This window comes from Actinoplanes sp. OR16 (genome assembly GCF_004001265.1).
Lineage (GTDB): Bacteria > Actinomycetota > Actinomycetes > Mycobacteriales > Micromonosporaceae > Actinoplanes.
In genome coordinates this window covers 5855971-5882158 of record NZ_AP019371.1, presented here as the reverse complement: position 1 = coordinate 5882158, position 26188 = coordinate 5855971, and the positions used below count along the sequence as shown (strand labels likewise).

Sequence of the window (26188 nt, the reverse complement as noted above, 5' to 3'; positions counted from 1 at the left end):
TCCTATGTCCTCACTGCCGGCCTCGGTGCTCGCTGACGTCGAACGGCTCATCGGGATCCGGTCCACCGCCGATCGGCCCGATGAGCTGCGCCACGCCCTGGAATTCGTGCTGGACCTGGTCGGGCCGGGGTTCACGGTCCGGCGGTTCGCGTCGCGGGGGAAGCCGAGCGCGTTCCTGACCTCCGGGCCGGGGACGCCGCGGGTGATCCTCAACGCGCACCTCGACGTCGTGCCGGGTTCCGGCGCGCAGTTCACGCCCCGGCTCGCCGGCGACCGGCTCTACGGGCGCGGCGCGCACGACATGAAGGCCGCGGCCGTCGTGCTCGCCACGGTGTTCCGGGACGTGAGCGGGTCACTGCCGTTCCCGGTCGGGTTGCAACTGGTCACCGACGAGGAGGTGGGCGGGTTCGACGGGACCGGGCATCAGGTCGACTCCGGCGTACGCGGGGATTTCGTCGTCATCGGCGAGCAGAGCGGGCTGCGTGTCGTGACCGAGTCCAAGGGCATCCTGCGGGTCCGGCTGGACGCTTCGGGGCGGCCGGCGCACGCGGCGTATCCGTGGCTGGGCACGAACGCGTTGCTGGCGGTGGTCGAAGCGACGAATCGGCTCATCTCCCGATATCCCGTGCCGGCGGCCGAGGAGTGGATCACGACCGTCAACGTCGCCCGGATCGCCACGTCGAACACCGCCGCCAACATCGTGCCGGCGGACGCCTCGGCGCTGCTCGACATCCGCTTCCCGCCGTCCGATCCCGATCTGGCCGGCCACCCGGCCACCGCGGTCACCGCCCACCTCGCGTCGGTGGCCGGCCCGGGCGTCGAGGTCACTCTCGAGGCGCTGGGCGCGCCCCACCACGCCGACCCGGCGAGCTCATCGGTGCGGCTCCTGCGGGCGGCGGCACAACAGGCGGGGTACGACGGATCGCTGCTCCGCAAGCACGGCGCCGCCGACGGCCGGTTCTATTCGGCACAGGGCGTGGACGCGGTCATCTTCGGTCCCGGCGGCGATGGCCAGCACAGCCCCGACGAGTACCTCGACGTGCGATCACTGGGTCCGTATCAGCAGGCGCTGACGACGTTCCTGCACTCACTCCGATAGGCACCCATCGCGTGCGCCCACCGCCCGGCCCGGGGCGGCCAGCGCACACAAACACAGGAGCGAGTGCGCCCACCGCCGCCATCCGGGCCACCAACGCACACAACACAGAAGTGCGTGCGCTCACCGCCCCCGCCCCGAGCAGTCAGGGACAGCCAGCGCACACAACCCAGAAGCGCGTACGCTCACCGCCCCGCCCCGAGCAGTCAGGGACGGCCGGCGCACACAACACCGAGGCGCGAGCGCCCACCGCCACCATCCGGGCCACCAACGCACACAACACAGGAGCGCGTACGCTCACCGCCCCACCCCGAGCAGTCAGGGACGGCCAGCGCACACAACCCAGAAGTGCAAACGCTCACCGCCCCACCCCGAGCAGTCAGGGACAGCCGGCGCACACAACACCGAGGCGCGAGCGCTCACCGCCGCCATCCGGGCCACCAGCGCACACAACACCGAGGCGCGAGCGCTCACCGCCGCCATCCGGGCCACCAGCGCACACAACCCAGAAGCGCGAGCGCTCACCGCCGCCATCCGGGTCACCAGCGCACGCAACACAGGAGTGCGTGCGCTCACCGCCGCGCCCCGAGCAGTCAAGGACGGCCGGCGCACACAACCCAGGAGTGCGTGCGGTCAGCGCCCGGTTCGGAGCGGTCAGGGGCGGTCGGCGCACGCAACGCGGAGGGGTGCGTGTGGTCAGCGCCGGGGCGGGGTCAGCTGTGGAGGAGGAGGTGTTCCACCCGGGCCGTCACGGCCTGCAGGTGGGGGCGCCGGACCGGGTCGGCCAGGGCGTTGAAGGAGCAGGGGCCGTGACGGTGGAGCATCTCGGTGTAGCGGGCCTCGGGGTCCACCCGGTCGCCGCGGGGGCCGACGGTCTGGTCGGCGTAGGTGAGGACGTCGGCGACGATGGTCCGCTCGTCGGGGAACTCGGCGAGCTCGGAGGCGAGGCCTCGGACGTCGGCGACGAAACGGGCGCCCGAGTGGTAGGCGACCAGGCCGGCGACACGGGCGGGCCAGCCCTCGCGGGTCAGGTGGCGGGCGCCGTCGATCGGGTGGAAGCCGGTCTCGACGAGCGGTGCGGCGTACCCGATGTCGTGCAGCCAGGCCGCCGCGACCAGGAGGTCCTCGTCCAAGCCCAGGCACCGCGCGAGGTCCGCGGCCCGCTCGGCGACACCCGCGGTGTGACGCCATCGGTTGCCGCTGTCGCCCAGCAGGGTTTCGGCGAGAACCTGCGCGGCTTCGGCGCGGGTGGTGATGATCGGCGCGGCCATGGCTGAATGTTAGGTCGGATCAGGTGAACAGAAGACGAACGGCGAATGCCAGCTCACTGAACCCGTACGCGCTGGGTCGGCACGCCGGCGGCGGTGAGCCGACGGGCGAGTGACCCGTTCGGGTTGTCCAGGAAAACGGCTACCTGATGGTCGTCGCCGAGATCGCAGGCGGCCGCGACCGAGCCCAGGTTGATCGGGTCGAGGTCGTGGACGTCGGCGAGGTCGACGATGAGGCGCAGCGGGCGGACCCGGCGGACCGTGTGGACGATGAGTTGCTGCAGCTCGACGGCCCTGTCCGGACCGACCGAGCCGTGCGGGTGGATGACGACGCTGCCATCGGGACTGGTGCTTACCTCGAGAACCGAGCTACGCATCGGATCACCTCTCGTTACCGTGCGTTCAGCTGCGTGACCACCATACGGTCGGCCTCGAAGATCGTCGAGCCACGGGCAGGCCAACGTGGAATGACCATTCGATGAACGAGGACGGCTTGACCGGCACCGGGAGGATGGCGGCGTGGCGAATGACGAACTGATCGTGTGGCGGGCGAAGCACGACGACCGCGATCATGCGTGGCGCAACGCCGGCGGCCTCCTGCTGGCCTCCTTCTTCCCGACCGTGCTGATCGGCTGTGCCGGGGCGCTGGACATCGCGCTGCTGTCGCTGGCGATCTTCACGCCGCTCGCGGCCGTCTTCGCCGTCCGGGAGATCGTGAAAGACCGGAAGGCCGTCGTGGCGATCGAGCTGCGGAACAACGAGTTCACGCTGATCCGGCCGGACGGCGCCCGCACCGTCTATCCGGCTCGGCAGATCGACCGGATCGACGTCCTCCGTACGATGTACAGCAGTGAACCGGACGTGATCCAGCTGAAGCTGCACGTCGGCGATCGGGTCGAGCGCACCCGGAACGGACCGGCTGAGCTGCCGGAGGGCTGGGAGGAGGCGATCACCGTTGCCGAGGTGGCGGTTCACACGATCACCAAGTACAAGCGGGACTGAGCCGATCCTCCGGGCTCTCCAGCGTCCTCCGGAGCCGCTCGCGGTCCGGGCCGCTCTGCGCTGGCGGCACGTCGGCGAGGCGTGGCACGGGTGGCTGCGGCGTTCGCCCGATGCGGTCGACCTGGTCGCGCGGTGGGGCGCCGCCGCCGAGTACCGGGAGCTGCTCGGCGACGACGCGTTCCAGGAGCAGCTGGTCGGCGTGCTGTCCCGGGCCGGCCGGCGGGACTGCGCGGCGGCCGGGTTCGGCTGCACACGGCGGATGGATCGCGAATGCCGAGGTCCGGAGATCTGTGCGCAGGACCCCGGCGAGCTGCGCAGTGAAGGTCCGGCGCCGGGCGCGTGCGACACCTACTACGGCGACGACGCGGCGATCGTGGTGCGTTTCAGCCCCGGCGACCGCCATCGCGCCGTCTTCCTCCGCGAGCCCGGGTCACTCTGGGTGGATGGGGTCCGGGTCGGCGCGGATCAACACATTTCCTGGTACGGGCGGTGGCTCGACGATCGGTGGCTCGTAGCCCAAGCGGAGGGGCCGGACGATCATCCGCTGTGGACGTACGAGCGGCAGATCTTGAATGTGATCGTTCATGACGCCGAGGAGCGGGTGACGCTGGTGCTGACGCCCGGGCCGGAGGACGCGTGGACGAATCCGTGGCCCGAGCGTGACGGCGATGGATGGAAGGTCAGAGCGGAGGGCCGAGCCTGAGGATGCGGCGGGCCCGGCGGCGGTCCAGCCAGCTCGGCTGCGGCGGATCGATCGGATCGCCGTGCGAGGCGAGCTCGGCGACGATCTGGATCCAGAAGCCGGCGGCGCTCAGCATGTTGCGGAACCGGCCCGGCTCGGGAGCGCCGACCGGCAGCACGGTCTCGGCCCAGCGCCAGGCCACCCAGGCGATCTCGGTGTCCGGGTGGCGGCGGCCGGACTTGGCGAGACCCCGTACTTCGGTGCGGGTCTCGTCCGGCAACCGCCACCAGCTCCGGAGAGTCTCCAGACGGGCGGATCCATCGTCAGTCATGGCGGACATTGTGGCGGATACGGGCTACCCGCACTTCCACAGGACCGCCTGGATCGTGCCGCTCCTGTCGTCGGACTGGCCGGCGATGAGGGTGCCGTCGTCGCTGAGCGTGCTCGCGATCGTGGCGGTGCCGTCCGAGCGGTGCTTGCCGAGGTCGGGCAGGCGGATCGTCTTCTCTCCGGTCACCAGGACGGCGTAGCCCTTGCGATCGGTCCCGGTCTGCCATCCGTAGGCGTTCACGGCGTCCGCCGGATATTGGAGGCCGCCGACGGTCTCGACGGCTCCGGTCCGCAGGTTCCATCGCGCCGCGTAGATCTTCGCGGCGCCCCTGCTGCCCTTCAGCTTCGTGGTGCTCGCCATCCCGGTGACCCAGCCGTTGCGGACGCTGAACGCCTGCGCGACAGCGGCCGGCTTGCCGTCGATCTCGGGCATCGGCAGCGTGCCGTGGGTGCCGTCGGGCCGCCAGATGTACGGGGTCGCGAAGTCGAGGGCGCCGACGACGGTGCCGTCCAGGTCGACGTCGCTCGCCCGCGCCGTCGTCGTTCCCGCGGGGACGGGCAGCTCGGTGGGCTCCGCGTCGGCCGACTCCCAGACGAGCGCCGACGTGTCGTCGTGGCCGGCGATCCGGCCCTTCTCGTTGATCGCCACGGCCTCACCCGCCTCGCCCAGCCTGATGATCCTGCCGTTGCGGTACGCGTAGGGCACCGGCCCGGCTTCGGTATAACTCCAGCCGGCGGCGATCCCGGAGCTGTTCACGTCCTGGAGCGACTCCTCCAGGTCGCCGGGCAGCATCACCTTCTCGGCCGTGCCGCCGTGCCAGATCACCGCCTGGTATCCGCCGGACTCCGGGTAGGTGCGGCCGACGATCCAGTCGCCGGTCGGGTCGGCGCCGGAGACGAGGGCCATCGGTTCCTCGTCCGGAACCGGGAGGCGGCTGATCGTGCAGGCAGCGACTGTTGGAGCCGGCTCCACGGAAGGGCTCGCCACGATGATCGCCGGAATCGCCACTTCGTCCGGTTTCATCACGAAAAATCCTGACATCGAGGCCGCAACCGTCATCAGGACCACGCCGGCCCCTACCCAGCTCCGACGCTTGCGGCGGCGGGCTTCCAAGATCGCCGCCCGGATGTCCACAGTCGAAGGCATGTCCGGCTCGTCGTCGAGCGTACGCAGCAGATCCGTCAACTCGGCACCTCGATTCGTGAGGGGAGCAGGCGGCGCAGCGCGGCCAGCCCGCGGGAGGTGTGGCTCTTGACGGTTCCGGCGGAGCAGCCCAGGATCCCGGCGACCTCCTCGACCGGCAGGTCGTAGAAGAACCGCAGCACCAGCACGGCCCGCTGCTGACGGGGGACCCGCTTCAGCGCCTTCCGCAGCACCTCGCGGTCCTCGGCGCCGGTGTCCTGGACCGGATCGGGCTCCGGCATCTGCCGGAACAACCGGACCCTGGACCAGGCCAGGCGTTTCTCGTCGACGTAACCCCGCACCAGCATGGTGCGGACGTACGCGTCGAGGTTGTCGGCGGCGCGGGCCCGGTGCCATTTCAGGTACAGCGTGGTGATCGTCTGCTGCACGAGATCGTCGGCGCGATGCCCGTCGCCGGTCAGGACGTACGCCAGCCGTCGCAGCGCGGGCACCCGCGCCGCGACGTACTCGACGTACTCCTCCTCCGCGCTCTCGCGCATCGGCCACGTCCTTCCGTCGGTTTCGTCACCCCTGAGACGGGACCGGGCGGAAGAACGGTTGTCATGAATTCTCTACAGCGGCTTGATCCTCGACCGGAGCAGGCAGAACTCGTTGCCCTCCGGGTCCTGCAGGACGTGCCACTGCTCCTCGCCGGTCTGGCCGATGTCGGCCGGACGGGCGCCGAGGGCCAGCAGGCGTTCGAGCTCGGCGTCCTGGTCGCGGTCGGTCGGGTTCAGGTCGATGTGCAGACGGGACTTGCCGGACTCCGGCTCGTCCCGCTGGAGGAAGAAGATCGTCGGGTGCGGGCCGCCGAACCCCTCCGGCGTGCCGATCTCGACACAGCCGTCCTCCCGGTCGAGCACCACGAAATCGAGGACCTCGCACCAGAACCGCGCCAGCAGCTCGGGGTCGCGGCAACTGAGGACGAGCTCACCGATACGAGAAGCCATGGACGAAACCTATCGTCCGGAACGGATCACACGCGAGCGGTCTGAAGACCTTCTGTCCATCAGGAAGCTGACCATCGCGAGAGCCAGGCCCAGGCAGGCCAGGACGACACCGGTCCAGGCCGGCGCCAGGTAGCCGTACCCCCGGGCGATGACCAGACCTCCGAGCGCGGCACCCAGGCTGTTCGCCAGATTCATCGCGGACTGGTTGACGGCGGCGCCCATGAGCTGCGCCTCGGGAGCGACGGTGATGAGCCGCGCCTGCAGCGCCGGGCCGAGGAAGATGCAGGTGGCGCCGGTCAGGAAGGCGCCGAAGAAGAGGCCGAACGGCGTTGACGCGGTGAGCGCGAAGAACACCGTCGACACGATCACGCCACCGAATCCGGCGGTGGTGGCCAGTCGCAGGTTGCGGTCGGCGAACGCGCCGCCGAGGAAGTTGCCGGCTGTCATGCCGAGGCCGAAGACCGCGAGAACCCAGGGCACCGCCGACGCGGTCAGCCCGGTCACCTCGGTCGTCACCGGTGCGATGTAGGTGTTCACCGCGAAGAATCCGGCGAACCCGATCGCCGCCGTCGCCGCCACCAGCCAGACCTGCGGCCGGCGCAGTGCCCGCAGCTCGGCCGCGGGTGAGCCGTCCACCTTGGCCGGGGAGTCCGGGACCGTGGCCGCCACCGCGAACAGGGTCAGCACGAAGACCAGGGCGATCACGGCGTAGGCGATCCGCCAGCCGGCCGACTGCCCCAGATGCGTGATCAGGGGAACGCCGACGACGTTGGAGATGGTCAGGCCGCCCAGCACCATCGAGTAGCCGCGCGCCTCGTTACCCGGTCCCATCAGGCTCGCCGCCAGCAGACCGGCCGCGCCGAAGTACGCGCCGTGCGGCACCGCCGCCACGAACCGCGCCACCACCACCAGCTCGAACGTGGGCGCGATCGCGCTGGCGAACGTCCCCACGGCGAACAGCACCAGCAGACCCATGACCAGCCGCTTGCGCGGCATCCGGGCGGAGAGCGCGGCGATCAGGGGTGCGCCGGCCACGACCCCGAGGGCGTACGCGGTGATGACCCAGCCCGCCTGAGCGACGGCATCGGAGGTCGATCGGCTCCACGCCTCGGGAAGCAGGGCCCGTGCCATGTCGGGCAGCAGTCCCATCGCCACGAACTCGGTCAAGCCGATCGCCACGCCACCCAGGGAGAGCGCGATCAGCGCAGCCCAGCGTTGCCGCCCCGTCAGATGATCCACTCATGGCACGCTAGTCGCTTGCCCGTTCGGCTCGCACGTTGTGGACCGAACGGCCGTAGCGCCTCATCTATACGTCTGGTTACCTCGGTGGGCTCGCCAGTCCTTTCGTGTCATGAGGTCCGCATGCTCCTGAAGTACCGGAAGCGCCTTGTCGGCGCCCTGGTCGTCGCGCTCTGCGTCGCGCCGCTCGCGCTGGTGAACGGCAACGCCGCCGCGGCCGCCGCCCTGCCGCCGCAGCCCGGCAACTTCAAGGGCTACGGATTCGACGCCTGCACCGCGCCGTCGTCCGACGCGATGAAGGCCTGGCTGCGGTCGCCCTACCGCGCGGTCGGCGTCTACTTCGGCGGCAACAACCGGGGCTGCGCCCAGCCGAACCTCACCGCCTCCTGGGTGCGCGAGCAGATCGGCAGGGGCTGGCGGCTCATCCCGCTCTACGTGGGTCCGCAGGCGACCTGCACGACGACCACGAAGAAGAACCGGATCGACAACAAGAACGCCGAGAAGCAGGGCCGCGCCATCGCCGACGACGCGGTGACGCAGGCCAAGGCGATCGGTCTGGCGCGCGAGTCCGTCCTGATCTACGACATGGAGGCGTACCGGACGAACGACGCCGTCTGCCGCGCCGGCGTGCTCGCCTTCATGAAGGGCTGGAGCGCCCGCCTGCACGACCACGGATACTTCTCCGGGTTCTACAGCAGCGTCTCGTCCGGCGTGGCGGATCAGGTCGCGGTCTACGACAAGGCGGGGTACGTCAAACCCGACTACATGGACTTCGCCCGCTGGGACCAGGTCGTCACCACCAAGGACCCGGTCATCCCGTCCTCCTACTGGACGCCGGGACGCCGGATGAAGCAGTACCGCGGCGACCACAAGGAGACGTGGGGCGGCGTCACCATCAACATCGACAACGACTATCTCGACTTCGCCCGGCTGCCGTCGGCGAAGCTCGGTGACTGGACCCGCAACGGCTGGTCGGACGTCCTGGCGCGGACCAAGTCCAGCGGCAACCTCTTCACCTACCCTGGCAACGGGTCGTACATCTCCGAGGCCAACCGTACGAAGATCGCCGGCGGGTTCGCGGGCATGAACGCGATCGTCCGGATGGACCTGAACCGGGACGGCTTCCCGGACGTCGTCGCCCGCACCACCGCCGGCGTCGTCTGGTTCTACCCGGGCAAGTCCAACGGCACGCTCGGCGCCCGCAAGAAGCTGTACTCCAAGTTCACCCACATGCGGGAGCTGACCGCGATCGGGGACTTCAACCGGGACGGATACCCCGATCTGCTGGCCACCCAGACCAGCAACGGGGACGTCTACCTCTACCCCGGTAAGAAGGGCGCGAAGTTCGGGACGCGGAAGGTCCTCGCGTACGGGAACTGGGCGGACCGTTCCGAATTCACCGGCGTCGGCGACTACAACCGTGATGGTTACGCCGACCTGCTGGTGAAGCAGACGAAGACCGGGGTCCTCTACCTCTACCCGGGCAAGGGGAACGGTTTCAAGGCGCGCGTCACCATCGGCAAGGCGCGCGGCTTCCGCGACGTCACCGGCATCGGCGACTTCGACCGCGACGGCTTCACCGACATCGTCGCCGTCCAGTCCGCCACCGGCCATCTGATGCTCTTCCGTGGAACCGGGAAGACACTGAAGGCCGGTGTGCGCCTCGCGACCGGATACAAGGGCCGCACCCCGTTGTTCTGAGATCCTGGGCGGGTGCGACTCGTCCTGATGTCCGACACCCACCTGCCGAAGCGTGCGCGCGACCTGCCGGCCCCTCTGTGGTCGGCGGTCGACGCCGCCGACGTGGTCGTCCACGCCGGCGACTGGGTCGACGTGCCACTGCTCGACGCCCTGCAGTCCCGCGCGTCCCGGCTGATCGCCTGCTACGGCAACAACGACGGCCCGGCCCTGCGCGCCCGCCTGCCCGAGGTGGCCCGCGCCGACCTGGGCGGCCTGCGCCTCGCCGTGGTCCACGAGACCGGCCCGTCGGCGGGCCGGGAGTCCCGCTGCGCCGCCCGCTTCCCGGACGTGGACCTGCTGGTGTTCGGCCACTCCCACATCCCGTGGGACACGACGGCCGCCACCGGTCTGCGCCTGCTGAACCCCGGCTCCCCCACCGATCGCCGCCGTCAGCCGCACCACACCTACATGACCGCGATCGTCTCGTCGGGAACCCTCACCGACGTGACCCTGCACCACCTCCCTCCCCGTTAAGCTTCGCCGGTGGGAAACACGCGCGGCGCGGGCCGGCAGCAGTTGCCCACCAGGGTCCGCGCGGTCACCGTCCTCACCCCGCACCTCCGGGAGATCGAGCTGGCCGGGCCCGGACTGCCTCGGCTGCGTCCCCGCCCCGGCGCCCATCTCGTGCTCCACGTCCCGGACGGTGACGGCGTCGCACGACGCGTCTACTCGATCTGGCGACTGCGGGACGCCGTGCTCACGATCCGGGTGGTACTGCACTGCACCGGCGGGCCGGGCTGCACCTGGGCCACCACGGTCCAGCCCGGTGACCGCATCGTCGTCGAGCCGCCACGCAGCAAGATCACGCTCGACGGAAGCGCCGCGTTCCACCTTTTCATCGGCGACGAGACGGGGGCGGTCCCGTTGCCGGCGATGCGCGCGGCAGTGCCCCCGGCCGTCCCCACGCTGGGCCTCTTCAGCGCGGACGAGGAGATCCCGGGCCTGGCTCCGCTCCTGCAGGTCCGCAGCTTGCTGCCCGCGCTCCAGGGTCTCGAGCTGCCGGCCGGGCGGGGGACGGCCTACGTAGCCGGCTCGGCCGACCTGTGCCGCCGTGTTCAGCGCCATCTCATCGAGCAGCGCGGCTGGCACCGCGGATCGGTACTGGTGCAGCCGCAGTGGGCGCCGGGCCACCCCGGTTTCGGCGCCGGCCCCTGACCCGCCGATCAAGACAGAAACCCACGGTCGCTCAGGCTCGGCAGCCGAGTCGGCCGCGATGTCGTGAGGCAGAGAGCGGGCGGGTCAGCGGGACGGCCGGAGCAACGGCGGGTGGAGCAGGGTTGCCGGGCCCCGGCGGAACAGCTGCGCGGGACGGCCGCGTTCCCGGGCCGCCGTGGTCCCGGTGGGCTCGACGAAGCCCTCGGCCGAGGTGACCTTGCGGTGGAAGTTGCGCGGGTCGAGGGTGGTCTGCCAGACCGTCTCGTAGACCGTTCGCAGATCGGCCACCGTGAACTCGGGCGGGCAGAAGGCGGTGGCCAGCGGCGTGTACTCCAGCTTGGAACGGGCCCGCTCGACCCCGTCGGCGAGGATCCGGTCGTGGTCGAACGCCAGGCGGTCGGCGGAGAACAGCCGGTCCGCGGAGAACGGCCGCCAGGAAGCGCCCGACGCGTCGCTGCCGGCGACCGGGGCGGGCAGATCCGGCAGCAGGGCCAGGTAGGCCACCGTCACGACCCGGCCGCGCGGATCACGGCCGGGGGTGCCGTAGGTGGCCAGCTGCTCCAGATGACCTGACTGCGGATCCAGCCCGGTCTCCTCCCGCAGCTCCCGGACGGCCGCCTCGTCCAGGTCCTCGTCGGGCAGCACGAACCCGCCCGGCAGGGCCCAGCGACCTCGGAACGGCGGGATGCCGCGCTCGACCAGCAGCACCTGCAGACCGCCCTGCCGGATGGTCAGGAGCACGAGATCGACTGTGACCGCCGCCATGGTTAGCGTCATGTTGACGATAATAGCGGCCGGGATTATCGTCATGGTGACGAAATACGAAGGGACGGCACGACCATGGCTGACGTGACACGGCGATTCCACCTCCGGCACCTGCGCACCGCGCCGACGACGTGGGTCAGTCACACCGTGAAGGGGACGACGAAGCGGGCCGGCACCGGGCTGTCGTTCTGGTACCGGCCGCTCACCGCCGCGATCTCCGAGGTGCCGGTCGACGACCGCGAGCTGCCACTGCTGTTCCACGCGCGGACCGAGGACTTCGCCGACGTGACGGTGCAGGCGACGGTGACCTACCGGGTGAGCGACCCGGCCGCTGCCGCGGCCCGGCTGGACTTCTCGATCGACCCGCATCGGGGGACCTGGCGCGGCCAGCCGCTCGACCAGGTCGCCGGACTGCTGGCCGAGCTGGCGCAGCAGCCCGCCCTGGACCTGCTGGCCCGGCTTCCGCTGACCGAGGCGCTGACCACGGGCATCGCCCCGATCCGCGAGTCGGTGGCGAACGCCCTGGCCGCCGATCCCCGGCTGACCGAGACCGGCGTGTCGGTGGTCAGCGCGCGGGTCGTGGCGATCCGCCCGGAACCCGATCTGGAACGGGCACTGCAGACGGCCACGCGCGAGCAGGTGCAGCAGGACGCGGACAAGGCGACGTACGCGCGCCGGGCGCACGCGGTGCAGCAGGAGCAGGCGATCGCCGAGAACGAGCTGCAGAGCAAGATCGAGCTGGCCCGACGCGAACAGGAGCTGGTCGAGCAGCACGGATCGAACACGCGGCGCGAGGCCGAGCTCGACGCGGAGACGCGGCTGGTGGCGGCACGCGCGGAAGCGGCCCGGGAGGACGTCGCGAGCGAGGCGGCGGCCGAGCGGGTGCGGCGGCTCGCGGTTTCCGAGGCCGAGGCGGCGAGGGTACGGGACGAGGCCCGCGCCGCCGGAGCCAGGATCGTCGGGCTGGCCGAGGCGGAGGCCGAGGCCGCGCGACTGGCGGCGTACCGTGATCTGCCGCCCGCGGTCCTGCAGGCGCTCGCCCTCAAGGAGCTGGCCGGCAACGTTCCGGCGATCGGCGAGCTGACGGTCACCCCGGACCTGCTCAGCAAGCTGGCCGGGCGGCTCGGATGACGCTCCCTCCCCGCATCGTGGTCGTGTCACGGCGCAGCGAGCTCGACGAGTTGCTCGCCCGGCACGGCACCCGGGGCGCCGCCGCGTTCTTCCTCCGGCAGCGCGGCCGTGACCTGGACGAGGTGACGGCCCGGCACGAGGCGCTGCAGGCCGCGCTGCGCGACGTCGGCGCGGCCGCCCCGGCGGACTGGCGGCGCGGTCATGTGGAACGCGCCGACCTGCCCCGGTTCCTGTTCGCGCCGGAGGACATCGTGATCGCGGTGGGGCAGGACGGCCTGGTCGCGAACGTCGCGAAGTACCTGTCCGGCCAGCCGGTGATCGGCGTCGACCCGGAGCCGGGACGCAACGCCGGCGTGCTGGTCCGGCACCGCGCCGCGGCGGTCGGCGCGCTGCTGCGGAAGCCGCCCGCGGCGGACGTCCGCACGATGGTGGTGGCGCGGCTCGACGACGGCCAGGAGCTGTACGGCCTCAACGAGATCTATGTCGGTCACGCCGGCCACCAGTCGGCGCGGTACGTCCTCGCCGACAGCGCCGGCAACCGTGAACGGCAGTCGTCGTCCGGCCTGATCGCCGGCACCGGCACCGGGGCGACCGGCTGGTGCGCCTCGATCGCCCGGGAGCGCGCCGCCGCCCCGCCCGCGCCGGCGCCCGGCGACCCGGCGCTGGCGTGGTACGTGCGGGAGGCCTGGCCGTCCCCGGCGACCGGTGTCACGCTCTCGGCGGGCACCCTGGACGGTGGTCAGGAGCTGGAGCTGACCAGCGAGTCGGAGCGTCTGGTGGCGTTCGCCGACGGCTTGGAACAGGACGCCCTGGAGCTCTCCTGGGGGCAGCGCATAACGCTGGCGGTCGCGAGGAAGCACCTCAACTTGATCTAGTCAGGCAGCGCGAAGATCACCCGGGTTCCGCCGCCCGGGTTCTCCTCCACCCGGATCGCGCCGCCGTGCCGGTCCACGATCCGCAGGCAGCTGGACAGCCCGATGCCGTGCCCGCCGGCCGGGGCGTCGTCGAGCCGGGTGAACATGTCGAACACGCGGCGGCGCTGCTCCGGCGGGATGCCCACGCCGTTGTCGGCCACGGCGATCTCCCACCCTGCCGGGAGCCGGTCGGCGACCACCTCGACGCGGCAGGGCCGGTCCGGGTGGCGGTACTTGATCGAGTTGGCGATCAGGTTCTGCAGCAGCTGGCGGGTCAGGACCGGGTCGCAGAGGACGGTCGGCAGATGGGCGGGCACGACCACCTCGGCCGACGCCGCCTCGATCGGGGCCCGCAGGTCGGCGAGGACCTGACCGGCGATGTCGCCCAGGTCGGCCGGCACGCGGTGGATCGGGGCGCTGCCGGCCCGGGCGTACTGCAGGAGCGAGCTGATCAGGTCGTGCATCCGGGTGACCGCGCGGGAGCAGGCGGCGACCCAGTTCGCCTGGTCGCCGGTCACCTCCTCCTCGAGCAGTTCGAGGTAGCCGCGTACCGTCGCCAGCGGCGTGACCAGGTCGTGGCTGACCGCGCCGGCGAAGTTGGTGAGGTCGGCGTTGGAGCGGCGCAGGTCCTCGTTCGCGACGGCCAGTTCCCGGCGGGCCGCCTCGATCGCGCGCTGCTGGGCCCGGTCGGTCGTCACGTCGGTCATGGCGACGACGGCACCCATCGGGGTGCCGCCCGGGGAGATCAGCGCGCGGCCGCTGACCGTGACGTGGACCGGCGGGGCGGCCGCCCGCTTGATGATCATCTCGACGTTCTCGACGGTCCCCTCCCGCAACGCGCGCAGCAGCGGGATCTGGCCGGGCTTCAGCAGCGTGACGCCGTCGGTGGCGTAGAGCTGGTAGCGGTCGGAGAAGGCCGACGGGTCGAGGGTGGGATCGGCGTCGAGGCCGTGCCACTCCCGCGCGGCCCGGTTGAAGACGGTCAGCCGGCCGGCCTGGTCGGCGGCGACCACCGCCACGTCGATGGTCTCCAGCAGGGTGTCGGTCCAGCGCTGGCGGGCCTCGGCGATCAGGGCCAGCTCGTGGTTGACGCGGGCCTGCCGGCGGCGTTCGAAGAGGGCCAGGACGACGTTGGCGAGATCCTTGAGCCGGGCGATCTGGACGTCGTCGAGCGAGCCCGGCCGGTCGTCGAAGACGCAGAGCGAGCCGAGCGCGTGCCCGTCCGGGGTGACCAGTGGCGCCGACCCGTAGAGCCGCACGCCGGCGTAGACGCCGGTCACCCAGGGGTTGTCCCGGTAGATCGGGTCCTGGCTGGCGTCCGGCGTGTACATGAACTCGCCGAGCTGGAACCGGATCGCGCACATCGAGTCGGTCCGCGCCGAGTCCGCGCCGTCGAAGCCCACCGTGGTGAGCTGGCACTGCCGGTTCTCGTCGATCAGATTGAGGGTGGCCGTCGGCACGCCGGCGATCGCGGCCGCCACCCGGACCACCGCTTCCAGCTCGTCGTCGGCCGGAGCGTCGAGCAGGCGGTACTCGTGCAGCGCGGCAAGCCGCCGCTGCTCCCGCTCGCGGTCCAGCACGACGAGATCCACCTCTGCCCTATCGGCAGGGTCAAGGCTCACCTGACCCCGCGGCCCGGCGGGCGGCAGCGGCGCTGAGCAGGGACTCGATGAGCTCGCGCATCCGCTCGACGGCCCGGGTGGCGGACGCGGCGTGGGCGGCGGGAGCGCCGGTCAGCTCGTCGGTCAGCAGTTCCAGGTAGCCGCCGACCGCGGCGAGCGGCGCGACCAGGTCGTGACTGACCGCCGCGGCGAAGTTGGTGAGGTCGGCGTTGGAGCGGCGCAGCTCGGCGTTCGCGGCGGCGAGCCGCACCCGGGCCTCTTCGACGAGCCGCTTGCGGACCGCCTCGGCCGAGACGTCCTGCAGCGCCACCACGCCTCCGGTGATCGTCTCGCCGTCGGCGGCGTACAGGGCGCGGGCGTTCGCCCGGACGACGGCGTCACCCCGGTGCGGCTTGCGGATCACCATCTGCTTGCCGGTGACCGGGCCGCCACCGCCGATCACCACCATGAGCGGCATCTCGTCGTACGGAATCGGGGTCACCCCGTCCGGCTCGTAGAGCTGGAATCGTTCGGCGATCTCCTCCGGGGCGCGATCGAGATCGATGTCCGGGTCGTGGTTCCCCCGGGCCGCCCGGTTGTACATGGTCACCTTGAAGTCGCTGTCGAGCGCCATGACGGCCACGTCGATGCCGTCGAGCAGCGCCTCCGCCCACTGCTTGCGCGCCTCGGTGACGGCGGCGAACTCGGTGGTCACCCGGGTCTGCCGGCGCCGCTCGAAGAACGCGACGATCACCTGGGCCAGGTCCTGCAGCCGGTTCAGGGCGGCCGGCGCCAGCTCACGCGGCTCGCTGTCGAAGACGCAGAGGGTGCCGAGGATGTGCCCCTCCGGCGTGATCAGCGGGGCGTTCGCGTAGAACCGGATCAGGCCGAGCTCGCCGGTCACCCACGGATTTCTCCGGTACGACGGGTCGAGCCGCGCGTCCGGCAGATTCACCGGGACCCCGTCGGCGAGCCGGACCGCGCACATCGAGTCGTCCCGCTCGCAGTCCCGTCCCGTGAAGCCGACGGTGGTGAGCTGGACCTGCCGGTTCTCGTCGATCAGGTTGAGGGTGGCGGTGGGCACGCCCGCCACGGCGGCGGCCACCCGTACGACGGCTCGCAGCTCCTCGTGCGGCGGGGTGTCGAGCAGGCGGTACTCGTGCAGCGCGGCGAGCCGGCTCGCTTCCTTCTCGACCGCGTTCACCGGACCAGTATCGGCCTAGTACCCCACGTCCCTCCGCTGGAATCCGGCGAATCCGGCGGCGATCAGGACAATGCCGATCACGGACAGGGCGATGATCGGCCCCGCGGTGACAGCCTCCAGCGGAGCGGCCGGCAGGTGGGTGAACGGCGACGCCTGCCGCGCCCAGTCCGGCAGCCGGAACGAGTCGGCGAAGAGCTGGACCACCGCGCAGTAGCCGAGCGCGGTCCAGCCCAGGATCGCGGCGGCCCGGGCCAGCCAGCCCACGCCCAGCGCCGGGACGGCCACGATCACCCAGACGGCCGGCAGGTAGACCAGGGCCGACCCGGCCATCCGGAGCGCCTGGCCCGGATCGCCGACGGTCAGCCCGTACGACAGGCCCTCGCCGAACCCGGACACCACCAGGACCAGGGCACTGCCGGCCAGCGCGACACCGAGGTGGCCGGCCAGCCAGCGGCCCCGGCCGGTCGCGGTGGCGAGGACCGGTTCGGCGCGGCCGGCCGTCTCCTCGGCACGGATGCGCAGCGCGGACGCCACCCCGAACGCCGCGGCCAGCAGCGCGCAGAGGGCCAGGGTGAGGGCGAGGTACGCGTCGACGATGTCCGCGGCGCCGCCCGGCAGGAACGCGGCGACCTCCGGGTTGTCCTCGATGTAGGCCTCGATGCTGTCGCCGAGCGACCCGTACGCCATCCCGAGCAGCCCGACGCCGAGTACCCAGCCGATCACCGTGCCGCGCTGCAGCCGCCAGGCCAGCCCGGACGGGCCCCGCAACGCCCAGGACGCCTGCGGCCGGCCGAGACGCGGGCGGACCAGACCCGCGCCGAAGTCGCGGCGGTCGAGTGCCGCGAGCGCGATCCACACGAGAGCTCCGGTCGTACCGAGAAGGAGCAGGAGCGGCCACCAGCGGCCCGGACCGAAAGGCATGGTCCTCTGCCCCCAGCCGATCGGCGAGGCCCAGGACAGCGCGGAGTCACCGGCGTCGCCGGCGGCGCGCAGGGCGTAGCTCGCGCCGAGGACGAGGCCGGTGATGCCGTAGACGCCGCGGGTGTTCTCGAAGATCTGCGCGGCGACGGCGGTGAGCGCCGCGAAGACCAGGCCGGCACCGGCGATCGCGGCGCCGGTCAGCGCGGACCCGGCGAGGCCGAGGCCGGTCGCGGCGAGCACTCCGGAGATCACCAGTCCGGTGACCAGGTCGGCGATCAGCGCGAGCAGCAACGCCGCCATCAGCGGCGCCCGGCGGCCGACCCGCGCCGACCGGATCAGCTCGGCCCGGCCGGACTCCTCGTCGCCGCGGGTGTGCCGGCCGACCAGGAACATGTTCATCAGCGCCACGATGATCGCCACGAACGCGAACATCTCGAAGACGATCTCGTTGCCGATCGAGTTCAGCAGCTCGGCCGGGCCGCTCATCGCGATCACCGCGGTGTTGCCGCCCAGCGTGACGCGCAGCTGAGCCAGCTCCTCGGGGGTGCCGTAGAGGTTCTGGCTCTGCACCGACTGGATGCCGAAGAGCAGACCGGCGCCGAGGATCCAGACGGGCAGCCGGATCCGCTCGAGACGGAGGCTGAACTGAAGCAGGGCACGGGTTCCGGCCATGTCCCGCATGGTCCTACCCCGTCGTGACGACTGTCCAGCCGTTCTTTGGGATGGTTCATGGACAGGTTCGTTGACTTCCCTCGTGACCAGGCATACCGCTGGAGGTCACACCTCAGGGAGGTTTCCCATGTCGCTCGAACTCGACCTCAGACTCGCCGAGACCGGCACCCGGTTCCGGATCTTCCCGCAGCCCCGGTTCCTGACCAAGGCCGACGGCACGCCGCTGTTCGGAGAGCCGGAGACGGTCACCGTCTCCCCTCCTCCCGGCGCCGTCACCGCGGGACCGGCCGACGACCGGATGTTCGTCGTCGACGCGGTCGGCAAGCTGCCCTACAACCAGTTCTTCCGGCCGCCGTACACCGGGGCCACCAATCCGCCGGTCCAGCCCGGCCCCGAGGGACACTTCGACCATCTCGATCCGGCTTCCCGGGACTTCTCCGCCGCCACCATGTACGCGACGGTCCGGCGGGTGCTGGACATCTGGCAGGATTACTTCGGTCGTACGATCGAATGGCACTTCTCGACGGCCTTCGCCAAACTCGAGCTCATCCCGCTGATCGAGTGGAACAACGCGCAGTCCGGGTTCGGATTCCTCGAATTCGGGTTCGGCCGCACCCCGACCGGCACCATCGACCACACCCGCCCGTTCTGCGAGAACTTCGACGTGCTCGCCCACGAACTCGGGCACAGCCTCATCTTCGCCGAGGTGGGCGTCCCGGCCAGCCCGCTCGACGAGGGCATCGACTACGGCGGCATGCACGAATCAGCCGGCGACCTGGTGGCGATCGTGGCGTCGCTGCACTTCCACTCACTGGTCGACATGCTGCTCGACAACACCAAGGGGAACCTGCTCACCATCAACGGCCTCGACCGGGTCGGTGAGCTCTCCGATACCCGGCAGGTCCGGATCGCCCTCAACGCCCTGCGCATGTCCGACGTGGACGACGAGCCGCACAACCGCTCGCTGCCACTGACCGGCGCCATCTTCGACACCATGGTCGAAGTGTTCCAGCAGGATCTCGTCGACAAGAAGCTGATCAGCGAGGAGCTGCGGACCCGGTCGACGAACCTGCCCGGCACCGCCCTGGACCTCGAGCAGATCCAGGCCGACTTCACCGCCGCCTACACCGGCAACGAGGCCGCCTTCAAGGAGTCACTGCTGCTCGCCCGCGACTATCTGGGCCGGCTGCTCGCCACCACCTGGTCGGATCTGTCACCGGACTTCCTCACCTACCACGGCATCCTGCGCGCCCTGCTCGACGCGGACCGCACCCTCACCGGTGGCGTCAACGCGGCGATCATCAGGGCCTGCTTCGCCTGGCGGGAGATCGCGCCGGTGCCGACGTCGATGCTGCTGCGCCAGCACACGCTCACCTCCTGCGGCCTGGAGTCCACGCCGGCGCCGGCGGCTGCCGCCGCCGACGGCTACGCCCCGATGATCCCGGCACCGCGAGGGAGTCACCAGAACCTGCGGCGGTAGTGCCCGTGGTGCCGGTAGTGGCCGTGGTGGCGGTAGTGGCCGTGATGTCCGTAGGCTCCCGGGTGTCCTCCGTGATAGGCGCCCGGGTGCCCATATCCCGGGTGCCCGTATCCCTGATGCCCGTATCCCTGGCTCCGGGCGATCCGGTGGTTCACCTCGCGCAGCAGTCCGTCGACTGCCGGGTTGTGCCGCTTCTGGGAGGCGCGGTGAAGTTTGGAGGCGACCATCGAGAGCACGAAGCGCTTCATGAAGCCCATCGGAAACCGTCTCCTTCTCATGCTGGGGACCATCAACGGTAACCACCATTGTCCAGGTTGAGCTGTATGTTCTCTGTGCGTCCCGCCGTTCCCGCCGATGCCGAAGGCCTCGCCGAGGTGCACGTCCGCACCTGGCAGGCGGCCTATCGGGGTCTCATGCCGCAGGCCTTCCTGGACGGGCTCTCGGTCGCCTCGCGCGCCGCGACCTGGCGTGGCCGGCTCGACGGGATCGCGGCACCGCGGGCGGTTCTCGTGCTGGACCCCGGCGTCTCCGGGTTCGTCACCGTCGGGCCGGGTTCGTCACCGTCGACCGGGCACCTCTTCGCGATCTACGTGCTGCCGTCGCTGTGGGGGACGGGCGGCGGGCGGCAGCTCATGGAGGCCGGGGTGGCGTCCCTCACCGCGAGCGGCTTCACGTCCGCCACGTTGTGGGTGCTCTCCGGGAACGTCCGGGCGCGGCGCTTCTACGAGGCGGCCGGCTGGCACGCCGACGGCGCCACCCTGGTCGACGACTCGAACGGCTTCCCGCTCCACGAGATCCGCTATCGTCGCGCCCTGTGACCCCGCGTCACCTTTCGCGGTTCCGGTTCGCTGCAACGCCTCGGCGGGCGGCCCGGACACCTATGCCGCCCATCTGGAGAACGCGGCCGGATTCGAGGTGGAACTCGTCGCCTTCTTTCCTGTTCAGGCGTAGCCGGTCGCGCCATTCACATTGACGGACGTCATGCTGCGAACCTGCTAGGTTGATCGCCGTGCGGGTGTTCGAGAGTGACGACTACCGTCCCGAATCCGGGCTTCTCGTCCTCCGGGATCCGGGCATCGCGGGGGATTCGCCGCGGGCACTGCCGCATTCGTACGATCGGAGCGACGAGCCGGCCGGGACCTTCGCCGGGTCCGGCGCCGGGTGGCTGGCGTGCCATTCACTGGACGGCCGGTTGCGGGTTCGCATCTCGTCGCATGATCAGCGTCCGCGCGACGTTTCCGACATATCGGATTTATCCGAGATTCCGTATCTGTCGTTTTCGGGCAGTGTCGTCGTCGCCGGTGGGCCGGTCCTCGATCTCGGCGGCGGCGGGTCCTTCCGGGTGCGCGTCGGGCGCTCGGCCGATCGGCTGGTGGTGCAGTTCTGGCCGGTTCCGGACATCGAGCCCCCGGTCTGGCTGCGACGCGGCCGGCCCGCCACCGGGACCGGCAACAGCGGGTGGCTGAGCGAACTCGGGTACGCCGTGATGGAGCTCGCCGGCGTGGTCGGCGAGGCGGCCGGGGCGCACGGCGGGCCGGTCACCACCGATCAGGTCGCCGCGTGGGGACACGAGCACCAGCGCCCGGACGGCTGGCTCGACACGCCGGTCTGGCCGCTCCCCCGGACACCCCTGCCGACCGGGCACGCCGACCTCGACCAGCGCAACGCCGCCCAGCACGCCGACGCGGCCCGGCGCGCCGAGAACCGGCAGCGCCGCCTCGACGAGATCGCCGCCGAACTCGGCGTCCCACCCGTGCTGCTCAGGCGGGACAGCCTGCCCCTGCTGGCCGCGGCCGGGATCCTGGTCCGCGACGGCACTGATCGCTATCGGCCAGGCGAACCGGCACGGGTCGACACGGTCCTGGCGCTGCCACCGGAGCGGGCGCGGATGGTGCGGGCCCAGGACGCCCATCACCGGTACGGGCGGCTCGCCGAAGATCTCGAAGCGGTGCTGCGGTGGTCCGCGGCGATGCCGTACGAGGTGACCGTCGCCGCACTGGCCGCGCGCCTGCTCGTGGAACCGGCGGATGTCCGGGCCGGCCTCACCTTCGCCGAGGATTCCGGGCTGCTGCACATCGTCGCTGATGAATCCGACAGGCTGCGCCTCATGCTCGGGCGGCGCGCTTCTCCCCCGTCGAGCAAGCCCGCTCAGCGCGGTGCCCGGCCGGCGGGGAAGGCGACGATGCGAGCCATGCGGTTCACGCCCCGGCCGGCACCCTTGCGGCGGCAATCCCGGTCCGCGATCCCGTTCGGGCCTCCCCCGCGTGCCGGGATGCTGTTCTCCGACGGGACTCTCACGAACGGTTCTGACGGCGTACCGATGGCGAATGTGCGGCTGGAAGCCGCGGCCTGGACCCGGGCCATGCAAACCGCTCGCGGCATTCTGATGGCGGGGCCGAATCGCGTGGCCCAGCTCATCTCCAGCACCGCCGAAATGACGTTCATCGATGACGTACGGTCACCCGACCTGCTTTTGATGAGTGACGGCAAACGGGTGGTCGTGTCCGAGAACGACCAGAATCGTCTCCGTGTCGTGGATCTCGACGGAGGCCCCACCGTCACGATGCCGTGGCCGGCCGATCGTCCTCTCTCGGTGGTCGGGACACACGGGCACACGGTGTACTTCACCGGCGGCCACGGCTCCACGATGAGCTGGACTCCTGGTGGGGAGCCACGGGAGGCGGCGCACCCGTTCCAGCAGATCGACCCGCTCACCGGCACCGGCCTGACCCGGACGCGGCAGGGCATCACGGTGATCCGCCCCGACCACGCCGAGATCACCGTGCCGGTCGACCTGACCGCCCGCCTCACCCTCGGCGGTGACCGACTGTGGACAGCCCGCGCCAATCCGCCGGCGGTGACCGTGTTTCCTCTCCGCCCCAACCCGAAACCGCAGGTCCACTGGTTGCCGGAAGGCTCCTACCGCGAGCCGATCTGGGAGGACCGGGACCACATTCTGCTCGGCTGCCAGCCGTGGCATTCGCCGCGCGAACCCTCCGCCGGAATCCGCCTCTCCCTCCGCACCGGCGCCGTCGAGCGACTGCCGGCCGCGATTCGCCCGATGCTCTTCGTGGAGCCGTTCCCCCGACCGTGAGCCGGGCTGTTGGAGCCCGATCTGCCGTTCGCCCGTCCAGCCAGGCAGGACTGGCTGTAGGCCAGCGCTCAATCGACGCCCGCATTATCGGCTCTCCCGTGCAGCCGGCCACTGCGGCTGTGACTCATCGCTGCCCTGGAGCCCTTCAACAGCAACGAGTCACAGCCCGTCCCTCCCGGCTGTGACCTATGGCTGCCTCGGAGACGCGGCGACAGCAACGAGCCACAGCCAGACCCGGCCAGCTGTGACCCATGGCTTTGGAAGAGGCGTTAACACAGCAATGAGTCACAGCCCGGCCTCCGAGCTGTGACCCATGGCCGCCTCGGAGACGCGACGACAGCAGCGAGCCACAGCCCGTCCCGATCAGCTGTGACCGATGGCTGTGGAGGAGACGTCGACACAGCAATGAGTCACAGCCAGACCTCCCAGCTGTGACCTATGGCCGCCTCGGACACGCCGCGACAGCAACGAGCCACAGCCAGACCTGACCAGCTGTGACCTATGGCTGTGGAGGAGGCGTTGACACAGCAATGAGTCACAGCTGGCCCCGAGCGGGCGATACCGGGCAGGCGAGGTCAGGCGAGTTCGGGCGGGCGAAGGAGCTTGGGCGGGCCAGTGAGGTTTGGCGGGCCGGGGACATTTCCGATTTGTCCCGGCGGCGCGACGCGATGTGACGCGCGGCAGGGACGGACGGGGACGGACGGGACGGCGACGGCGACGGGGACGGCTAGGGGGACGGCGACGGGGACGGGACGGCGACGGGAGACCTGGTCAGCGCGGGATTTGGGGGTGGGTGACCGGCGACGGCATGGGCTGGTGCTGGCGGGGCAGGCGGCGGGTCAGGCGCTGGCGTTCCAGGGTTATCCAGTCGCGGCCGTCGGCGGCTACCGCTTCGAGGATGTGCAGGGCGCTCGTCACCCCTGAGGCGTCGGAGGCGAGACGGGCCAGGTGGTCCGGGTTCTCGCGGAGGTAGTCGATCGCGTCGTCGCTGAAGTCGTCGAGCAGGACACGGATCGATTGGCCGTTGACCAGGGCGAGCTGGAACGCCTGCCGGGTCACGATCTTCTGCTCGTCGGCGCGCAGGCCCACCTCGGTGACCTGGACGGATCCGATGGCGTCGTAGCGGAACGTGGTGCGCCGCTCCGCCGAGAACGTGCCGGTGACGAAGTCGAGGCGGGCCTGGACCTGCCGGACGCCGGCTTCGGTGAGCAGGAAGAGCAGGACCGTGTATGCCGAATGCCGGAACGGCCCTCCCACATCCCGGGCACGGGAGCTGCGCGGCGCCGCTTCCGTGAGGGTCAGATGGGTGAGCAGGTCGCGGTTGGCGAGGCGGTAGTCGCCCATCACGCCGCGTTTCCAGAAGGCCAGGTCGAGTGCCAGCCAGAGGCCCATCTCCACGTCGGTGGGCCGGTCGGCGAGCCAGGCGGTCCACCGGGAGAAGGCTGCCACCTCGGCCTGGTGCCGCTGTTCGAATTCGGTCGCGTCGAGGGTGAGGCGGCGACGTTCGCCGTACAGGGCCAGGCCTCCGCGGTGGGCGAACCGGGCGCCGAAGAAGAGCATAGGGGCGGCCAGCACCAGCGAGCAGAAGGTGAGCGTGGTCATCGACAGCAGGGTGACGGCCACCGCTGCGGAGAGCGCGGCGACACCGGCCAGGAAGGCGGGCGGGGTCGAGGCGGGACGGTTCCGGCGGCGGAAGTCGTCGAGTGTTCCGTCACGCCAGCGCCCGGCGATCACCTCGGCGTGGTGGACCGCCAGATATCTGATCGACTCCGGTCGCACGCCGCGGCCGCCGTACAGATCAAGAAGGTCTCCCCGCAATGCCGTGCGCAAGCCGGCGGTGTCGTTCCAGAAGGCGTCGCGCAGGTGGTGCTCGCGCGGCTGCTGATTCACGAAAGCGGCGTCGACCAGCGAGTCGATCACGCGGGAGAAGGAGCCGGAAAAGGAGCCGGAGACCGAGCTGGGAAAGGAGCCGGAAACCGAGCTGGGAAAGGAGCTGGAAACCGAGCCGGGAACCGGCGGGACGAGGAACGGCGACCGCACCCCGCTGCGGAACTCGGCCTCCTTGGCCGCGAGGCGACTCCGCAGGAAGGCGCGCTCGAGACCGTGCCGGACCACCGCGTACCCGCCGGCCACGAGCAGGACGAAAACGGTCACGGCGGCGAGCACGCTCCGGGCGGCGGCGGCTTGCACGAGCGTCACCGCTCCGAAGAACAGCAGCGCGCCACCGCCGGCCAGCGGCAGCCAGGTCGATTCGGCGGGCGCCGGGCGGACCGTTTTCGCGATCGGCTCGGCCGGATCGGGTTCGAAGAATTTCGGTACGCGGGCCGCCCGCTCGCCGGCCGTCCGCGCGAATCGGACGTGCGCCTCGTTGAGCTGCTCGATGTGGTCCTGCGCGACACCGGAGAGCATCAGACTGAGATGACGCTCGATCTCCGCGCGATCAGAATCGGGCAGGGTGGAGTACGCGTTCAGCGCCTGGTCGAGCGGTCCGGCGGTGAGCAGTGCGTTCACCAGCATCCGGATCACCTCGACGCAGCGCCACCAGCGGCCGCTCGGGTACTGCTGGGCCATCGCGAACGCCTGCTCCAACTGGTTCATGTCGCCGCCGCCCAGGCTGGTCAGCGACCGTCCGCTGAGCACGGAGAGCGTCCAGTGGTAGGCGATCTCCGCGGAGCTCATCCGGTCCTCGTAGACCAGGGCGGCGAGGCGGCGTTCCGCTTCCCGGGGTGACCCGCCGCGCAGGTAGTGGATCGCGACCTGGAGTTTCTCGGCCGGTGTGGCGGCCGGGGCGGTCTGGTAGACGTAGGCGTTGCCGTGCAGCACGCCCACCTGGAGGCCGACATCGTCGGCGACGTTCGTGTACATGGTCACGAGGCGATCCCCTGGACCACCGAGATGACCGCGCCGATCAGGGCGCCGTATCCGGCGATCCCCTCGGTCCAGCCGGCGAGCCGGGTCAGGGCCCGCGTCGCCTCGCCGCTGTCGCCGTTCACGATCGCGGTACGGGCGGTGGCGATCTCCCGGTCGGCCCGGATCCGCGCCTCGCCGGCGAGCGGCGACTGGTCGAGGACGGCCTTCAGCAGGTCGACCGGGCTGGGGCTGGGCGTGACGGTCCCGGTGTTCTTGCCGATCTGGAATCCGACGCTCGCGTTGCCGGTGGCCACGTTCTGGAAGTTCTCGTGTGGGGACATGCTCGGCTCTCTCCAACTAAGTCGACGAAGCTGAGGGAACCTAAAGCGCCGCACTCCGCCGCAACCCCGGGCGAACGGCCGACGCCCATCCGGGGTATCCGTCACCTGCGCGAATGCGGAGCGGTGCCGGAGGAATCCCCCATTAGAGGAGTGACGTCAGTCCACTGTGCAGCGGCTACCGCTGACAGGACCCGCCCCCGCAGCAGTTCGTACTGCTCGCGGCAGCGCGACGGGGCGCCCGGCGGACGCTGCTGGACGGTGCCCCCGACGACGGTCTCGGCCGGGAAGAACTGGTCGGCGGTGAGGTCGAGCTCGCGGCCGCCGGGGAGCCGGTTCCAGTAGTGGTACCCCACCTTGACGTCCCCGGTGAAGACCTCGCCGAGGACGAGATCGCCACCGAGGAGGTCCTGGACGATCAGGGCGGTGACGCCGCACTGGCCGCGGGCGGGATTGCCCGGGTGCCAGTGCGGCAGGTCGTGCGGGTCGCAGGTGTCGGCGCCCCACGAGGCGCGGAAGATCTCTTCGAGTGGGAGCATGCCCGGGAGGCTAGGACCTCGAGCCGCTCGAGGG

The 26188-nt window shown here is 71.0% G+C and carries 26 protein-coding genes; 11 read left to right on the top strand and 15 right to left on the bottom strand.

Features of this window, described 5'->3' with window-relative positions; genetic code table 11:
* The first annotated feature begins 4 nt into the window (after positions 1–4).
* A complete protein-coding gene (locus EP757_RS26850) occupies positions 5–1099 on the top strand; it encodes a M20 family metallopeptidase (RefSeq protein ID WP_127550549.1) in 1095 nt (364 codons plus the stop codon).
* 710 nt (positions 1100–1809) lie between these two features.
* On the opposite strand, the gene EP757_RS26845 is transcribed toward EP757_RS26850, so the two are convergent.
* Both EP757_RS26845 and EP757_RS26840 read right to left on the bottom strand, forming a co-directional pair.
* On the bottom strand, positions 1810–2367 hold the full coding sequence (locus EP757_RS26845; RefSeq protein WP_127550547.1) for an HD domain-containing protein: 558 nt from the start codon (positions 2365–2367) through the stop codon (positions 1810–1812).
* A 53-nt stretch (positions 2368–2420) separates the two neighbouring features.
* Positions 2421–2741 (bottom strand): STAS domain-containing protein, encoded by a 321-nt coding sequence (locus EP757_RS26840; RefSeq protein ID WP_127550545.1) that lies wholly within the window; start codon positions 2739–2741, stop codon positions 2421–2423.
* A gap of 142 nt (positions 2742–2883) precedes the next feature.
* On the opposite strand from EP757_RS26840, the gene EP757_RS26835 reads away from it, so the two are divergent.
* Both EP757_RS26835 and EP757_RS26830 read left to right on the top strand, forming a co-directional pair.
* Positions 2884–3366, top strand: coding sequence for a hypothetical protein (locus EP757_RS26835; RefSeq protein WP_127550543.1), 483 nt, complete (start codon positions 2884–2886; stop codon positions 3364–3366).
* Positions 3320–4069 (top strand): hypothetical protein, encoded by a 750-nt coding sequence (locus tag EP757_RS26830; RefSeq protein WP_127550541.1) that lies wholly within the window; start codon positions 3320–3322, stop codon positions 4067–4069. The genes EP757_RS26835 and EP757_RS26830 overlap by 47 nt, the downstream gene beginning before the upstream one ends.
* Here the strand turns inward: EP757_RS26830 and EP757_RS26825 are convergent.
* The 5 genes from EP757_RS26825 to EP757_RS26805 form a co-directional block, all read right to left on the bottom strand.
* Complete coding sequence (locus tag EP757_RS26825) at positions 4047–4379, bottom strand: hypothetical protein (RefSeq protein WP_127550539.1); 333 nt, start codon at positions 4377–4379, stop codon at positions 4047–4049. The two genes, EP757_RS26830 and EP757_RS26825, sit on opposite strands and share 23 nt — an antisense overlap.
* A 24-nt stretch (positions 4380–4403) precedes the next feature.
* Positions 4404–5564 carry a hypothetical protein gene (locus EP757_RS26820; RefSeq protein ID WP_127550537.1) on the bottom strand — a complete coding sequence of 387 codons (1161 nt, stop codon included), beginning with the start codon at positions 5562–5564 and terminating at the stop codon, positions 4404–4406.
* Positions 5561–6061: a SigE family RNA polymerase sigma factor gene (locus EP757_RS26815; RefSeq protein WP_127550535.1), complete on the bottom strand. Its 501-nt coding sequence runs from the start codon at positions 6059–6061 to the stop codon at positions 5561–5563. Before EP757_RS26815 ends, EP757_RS26820 begins: the two co-directional genes overlap by 4 nt.
* Positions 6062–6133: 72 nt before the next feature.
* Positions 6134–6511 (bottom strand): VOC family protein, encoded by a 378-nt coding sequence (locus EP757_RS26810; protein ID WP_127550533.1) that lies wholly within the window; start codon positions 6509–6511, stop codon positions 6134–6136.
* Positions 6512–6520: 9 nt separating this feature from the next.
* Positions 6521–7750 (bottom strand): MFS transporter, encoded by a 1230-nt coding sequence (locus EP757_RS26805; RefSeq protein WP_127550531.1) that lies wholly within the window; start codon positions 7748–7750, stop codon positions 6521–6523.
* A gap of 123 nt (positions 7751–7873) precedes the next feature.
* Between EP757_RS26805 and EP757_RS26800 the strand changes: the two genes are divergently transcribed.
* Genes EP757_RS26800 through EP757_RS26790 form a run of 3 tightly spaced genes read left to right on the top strand, consistent with a single transcriptional unit; the run spans position 7874 to position 10645 of the window.
* On the top strand, positions 7874–9451 hold the full coding sequence (locus EP757_RS26800; protein ID WP_232050022.1) for a glycoside hydrolase domain-containing protein: 1578 nt from the start codon (positions 7874–7876) through the stop codon (positions 9449–9451).
* A 12-nt stretch (positions 9452–9463) separates the two neighbouring features.
* Entirely contained in the window at positions 9464–9964 is a 501-nt protein-coding gene (locus EP757_RS26795) for a metallophosphoesterase (RefSeq protein WP_127550528.1), read from the top strand.
* A gap of 9 nt (positions 9965–9973) precedes the next feature.
* Entirely contained in the window at positions 9974–10645 is a 672-nt protein-coding gene (locus tag EP757_RS26790; RefSeq protein WP_127550526.1) for a siderophore-interacting protein, read from the top strand.
* Between the two features lie 84 nt (positions 10646–10729).
* On the opposite strand, the gene EP757_RS26785 is transcribed toward EP757_RS26790, so the two are convergent.
* The gene (locus tag EP757_RS26785; RefSeq protein WP_127550524.1) at positions 10730–11422 is read right to left on the bottom strand and encodes an NUDIX domain-containing protein; all 693 of its coding nucleotides are present in this window, start codon (positions 11420–11422) and stop codon (positions 10730–10732) included.
* A 63-nt stretch (positions 11423–11485) separates the two neighbouring features.
* Between EP757_RS26785 and EP757_RS26780 the strand changes: the two genes are divergently transcribed.
* The gene (locus EP757_RS26780; protein WP_127550522.1) at positions 11486–12541 is read left to right on the top strand and encodes an SPFH domain-containing protein; all 1056 of its coding nucleotides are present in this window, start codon (positions 11486–11488) and stop codon (positions 12539–12541) included.
* The gene (locus tag EP757_RS26775) at positions 12538–13416 is read left to right on the top strand and encodes a hypothetical protein (protein ID WP_127550520.1); all 879 of its coding nucleotides are present in this window, start codon (positions 12538–12540) and stop codon (positions 13414–13416) included. The genes EP757_RS26780 and EP757_RS26775 overlap by 4 nt, the downstream gene beginning before the upstream one ends.
* Here the strand turns inward: EP757_RS26775 and EP757_RS26770 are convergent.
* From EP757_RS26770 to EP757_RS26760, 3 genes are read right to left on the bottom strand one after another with little or no spacing between them, the layout of a single operon-like run.
* A complete protein-coding gene (locus tag EP757_RS26770) occupies positions 13413–15047 on the bottom strand; it encodes an ATP-binding protein (RefSeq protein ID WP_232050021.1) in 1635 nt (544 codons plus the stop codon). The two genes, EP757_RS26775 and EP757_RS26770, sit on opposite strands and share 4 nt — an antisense overlap.
* Positions 15048–15066: 19 nt before the next feature.
* Entirely contained in the window at positions 15067–16260 is a 1194-nt protein-coding gene (locus EP757_RS26765) for a GAF domain-containing protein (RefSeq protein ID WP_127550518.1), read from the bottom strand.
* A gap of 15 nt (positions 16261–16275) precedes the next feature.
* The gene (locus EP757_RS26760) at positions 16276–17853 is read right to left on the bottom strand and encodes an ABC transporter permease (protein WP_127550516.1); all 1578 of its coding nucleotides are present in this window, start codon (positions 17851–17853) and stop codon (positions 16276–16278) included.
* 127 nt (positions 17854–17980) lie between these two features.
* Here EP757_RS26760 and EP757_RS26755 point away from each other — a divergent pair, with 127 nt between their 5' ends.
* Positions 17981–19333, top strand: coding sequence for a hypothetical protein (locus EP757_RS26755; RefSeq protein WP_127550514.1), 1353 nt, complete (start codon positions 17981–17983; stop codon positions 19331–19333).
* On the opposite strand, the gene EP757_RS26750 is transcribed toward EP757_RS26755, so the two are convergent.
* The gene (locus tag EP757_RS26750; RefSeq protein WP_127550512.1) at positions 19312–19590 is read right to left on the bottom strand and encodes a hypothetical protein; all 279 of its coding nucleotides are present in this window, start codon (positions 19588–19590) and stop codon (positions 19312–19314) included. The genes EP757_RS26755 and EP757_RS26750 overlap by 22 nt on opposite strands.
* Before the next feature lie 66 nt (positions 19591–19656).
* Here EP757_RS26750 and EP757_RS26745 point away from each other — a divergent pair, with 66 nt between their 5' ends.
* Entirely contained in the window at positions 19657–20151 is a 495-nt protein-coding gene (locus EP757_RS26745) for a GNAT family N-acetyltransferase (RefSeq protein ID WP_127550510.1), read from the top strand.
* A gap of 191 nt (positions 20152–20342) precedes the next feature.
* Positions 20343–22427, top strand: a complete 2085-nt coding sequence (locus tag EP757_RS26740) for a DUF6042 family protein (RefSeq protein ID WP_127550508.1) — start codon at positions 20343–20345, stop codon at positions 22425–22427.
* A gap of 771 nt (positions 22428–23198) precedes the next feature.
* On the opposite strand, the gene EP757_RS26735 is transcribed toward EP757_RS26740, so the two are convergent.
* The 3 genes from EP757_RS26735 to EP757_RS26725 form a co-directional block, all read right to left on the bottom strand.
* On the bottom strand, positions 23199–25298 hold the full coding sequence (locus tag EP757_RS26735) for a hypothetical protein (RefSeq protein ID WP_127550506.1): 2100 nt from the start codon (positions 25296–25298) through the stop codon (positions 23199–23201).
* Positions 25295–25618: a hypothetical protein gene (locus tag EP757_RS26730; RefSeq protein ID WP_127550504.1), complete on the bottom strand. Its 324-nt coding sequence runs from the start codon at positions 25616–25618 to the stop codon at positions 25295–25297. The genes EP757_RS26735 and EP757_RS26730 overlap by 4 nt, the downstream gene beginning before the upstream one ends.
* Before the next feature lie 101 nt (positions 25619–25719).
* Positions 25720–26154: a hypothetical protein gene (locus EP757_RS26725; protein WP_232050020.1), complete on the bottom strand. Its 435-nt coding sequence runs from the start codon at positions 26152–26154 to the stop codon at positions 25720–25722.
* Positions 26155–26188: the final 34 nt, after the last annotated feature.

What these genes read in the sequence shown, in the direction of transcription:
- EP757_RS26850 (WP_127550549.1), top strand. Translation starts at nt 5, where the DNA reads ATGTCCTCACTGCCGGCCTCGGTGCTCGCTGACGTCGAACGGCTCATC.
- EP757_RS26845 (WP_127550547.1), bottom strand. Translation starts at nt 2,367, where the DNA reads ATGGCCGCGCCGATCATCACCACCCGCGCCGAAGCCGCGCAGGTTCTC.
- EP757_RS26840 (WP_127550545.1), bottom strand. Translation starts at nt 2,741, where the DNA reads ATGCGTAGCTCGGTTCTCGAGGTAAGCACCAGTCCCGATGGCAGCGTC.
- EP757_RS26825 (WP_127550539.1), bottom strand. Translation starts at nt 4,379, where the DNA reads ATGACTGACGATGGATCCGCCCGTCTGGAGACTCTCCGGAGCTGGTGG.
- EP757_RS26815 (WP_127550535.1), bottom strand. Translation starts at nt 6,061, where the DNA reads ATGCGCGAGAGCGCGGAGGAGGAGTACGTCGAGTACGTCGCGGCGCGG.
- EP757_RS26810 (WP_127550533.1), bottom strand. Translation starts at nt 6,511, where the DNA reads ATGGCTTCTCGTATCGGTGAGCTCGTCCTCAGTTGCCGCGACCCCGAG.
- EP757_RS26800 (WP_232050022.1), top strand. Translation starts at nt 7,874, where the DNA reads ATGCTCCTGAAGTACCGGAAGCGCCTTGTCGGCGCCCTGGTCGTCGCG.
- EP757_RS26785 (WP_127550524.1), bottom strand. Translation starts at nt 11,422, where the DNA reads ATGACGCTAACCATGGCGGCGGTCACAGTCGATCTCGTGCTCCTGACC.
- EP757_RS26780 (WP_127550522.1), top strand. Translation starts at nt 11,486, where the DNA reads ATGGCTGACGTGACACGGCGATTCCACCTCCGGCACCTGCGCACCGCG.
- EP757_RS26775 (WP_127550520.1), top strand. Translation starts at nt 12,538, where the DNA reads ATGACGCTCCCTCCCCGCATCGTGGTCGTGTCACGGCGCAGCGAGCTC.
- EP757_RS26760 (WP_127550516.1), bottom strand. Translation starts at nt 17,853, where the DNA reads ATGGCCGGAACCCGTGCCCTGCTTCAGTTCAGCCTCCGTCTCGAGCGG.
- EP757_RS26755 (WP_127550514.1), top strand. Translation starts at nt 17,981, where the DNA reads ATGTCGCTCGAACTCGACCTCAGACTCGCCGAGACCGGCACCCGGTTC.
- EP757_RS26750 (WP_127550512.1), bottom strand. Translation starts at nt 19,590, where the DNA reads ATGGGCTTCATGAAGCGCTTCGTGCTCTCGATGGTCGCCTCCAAACTT.
- EP757_RS26745 (WP_127550510.1), top strand. Translation starts at nt 19,657, where the DNA reads ATGTTCTCTGTGCGTCCCGCCGTTCCCGCCGATGCCGAAGGCCTCGCC.
- EP757_RS26730 (WP_127550504.1), bottom strand. Translation starts at nt 25,618, where the DNA reads ATGTCCCCACACGAGAACTTCCAGAACGTGGCCACCGGCAACGCGAGC.
- EP757_RS26725 (WP_232050020.1), bottom strand. Translation starts at nt 26,154, where the DNA reads ATGCTCCCACTCGAAGAGATCTTCCGCGCCTCGTGGGGCGCCGACACC.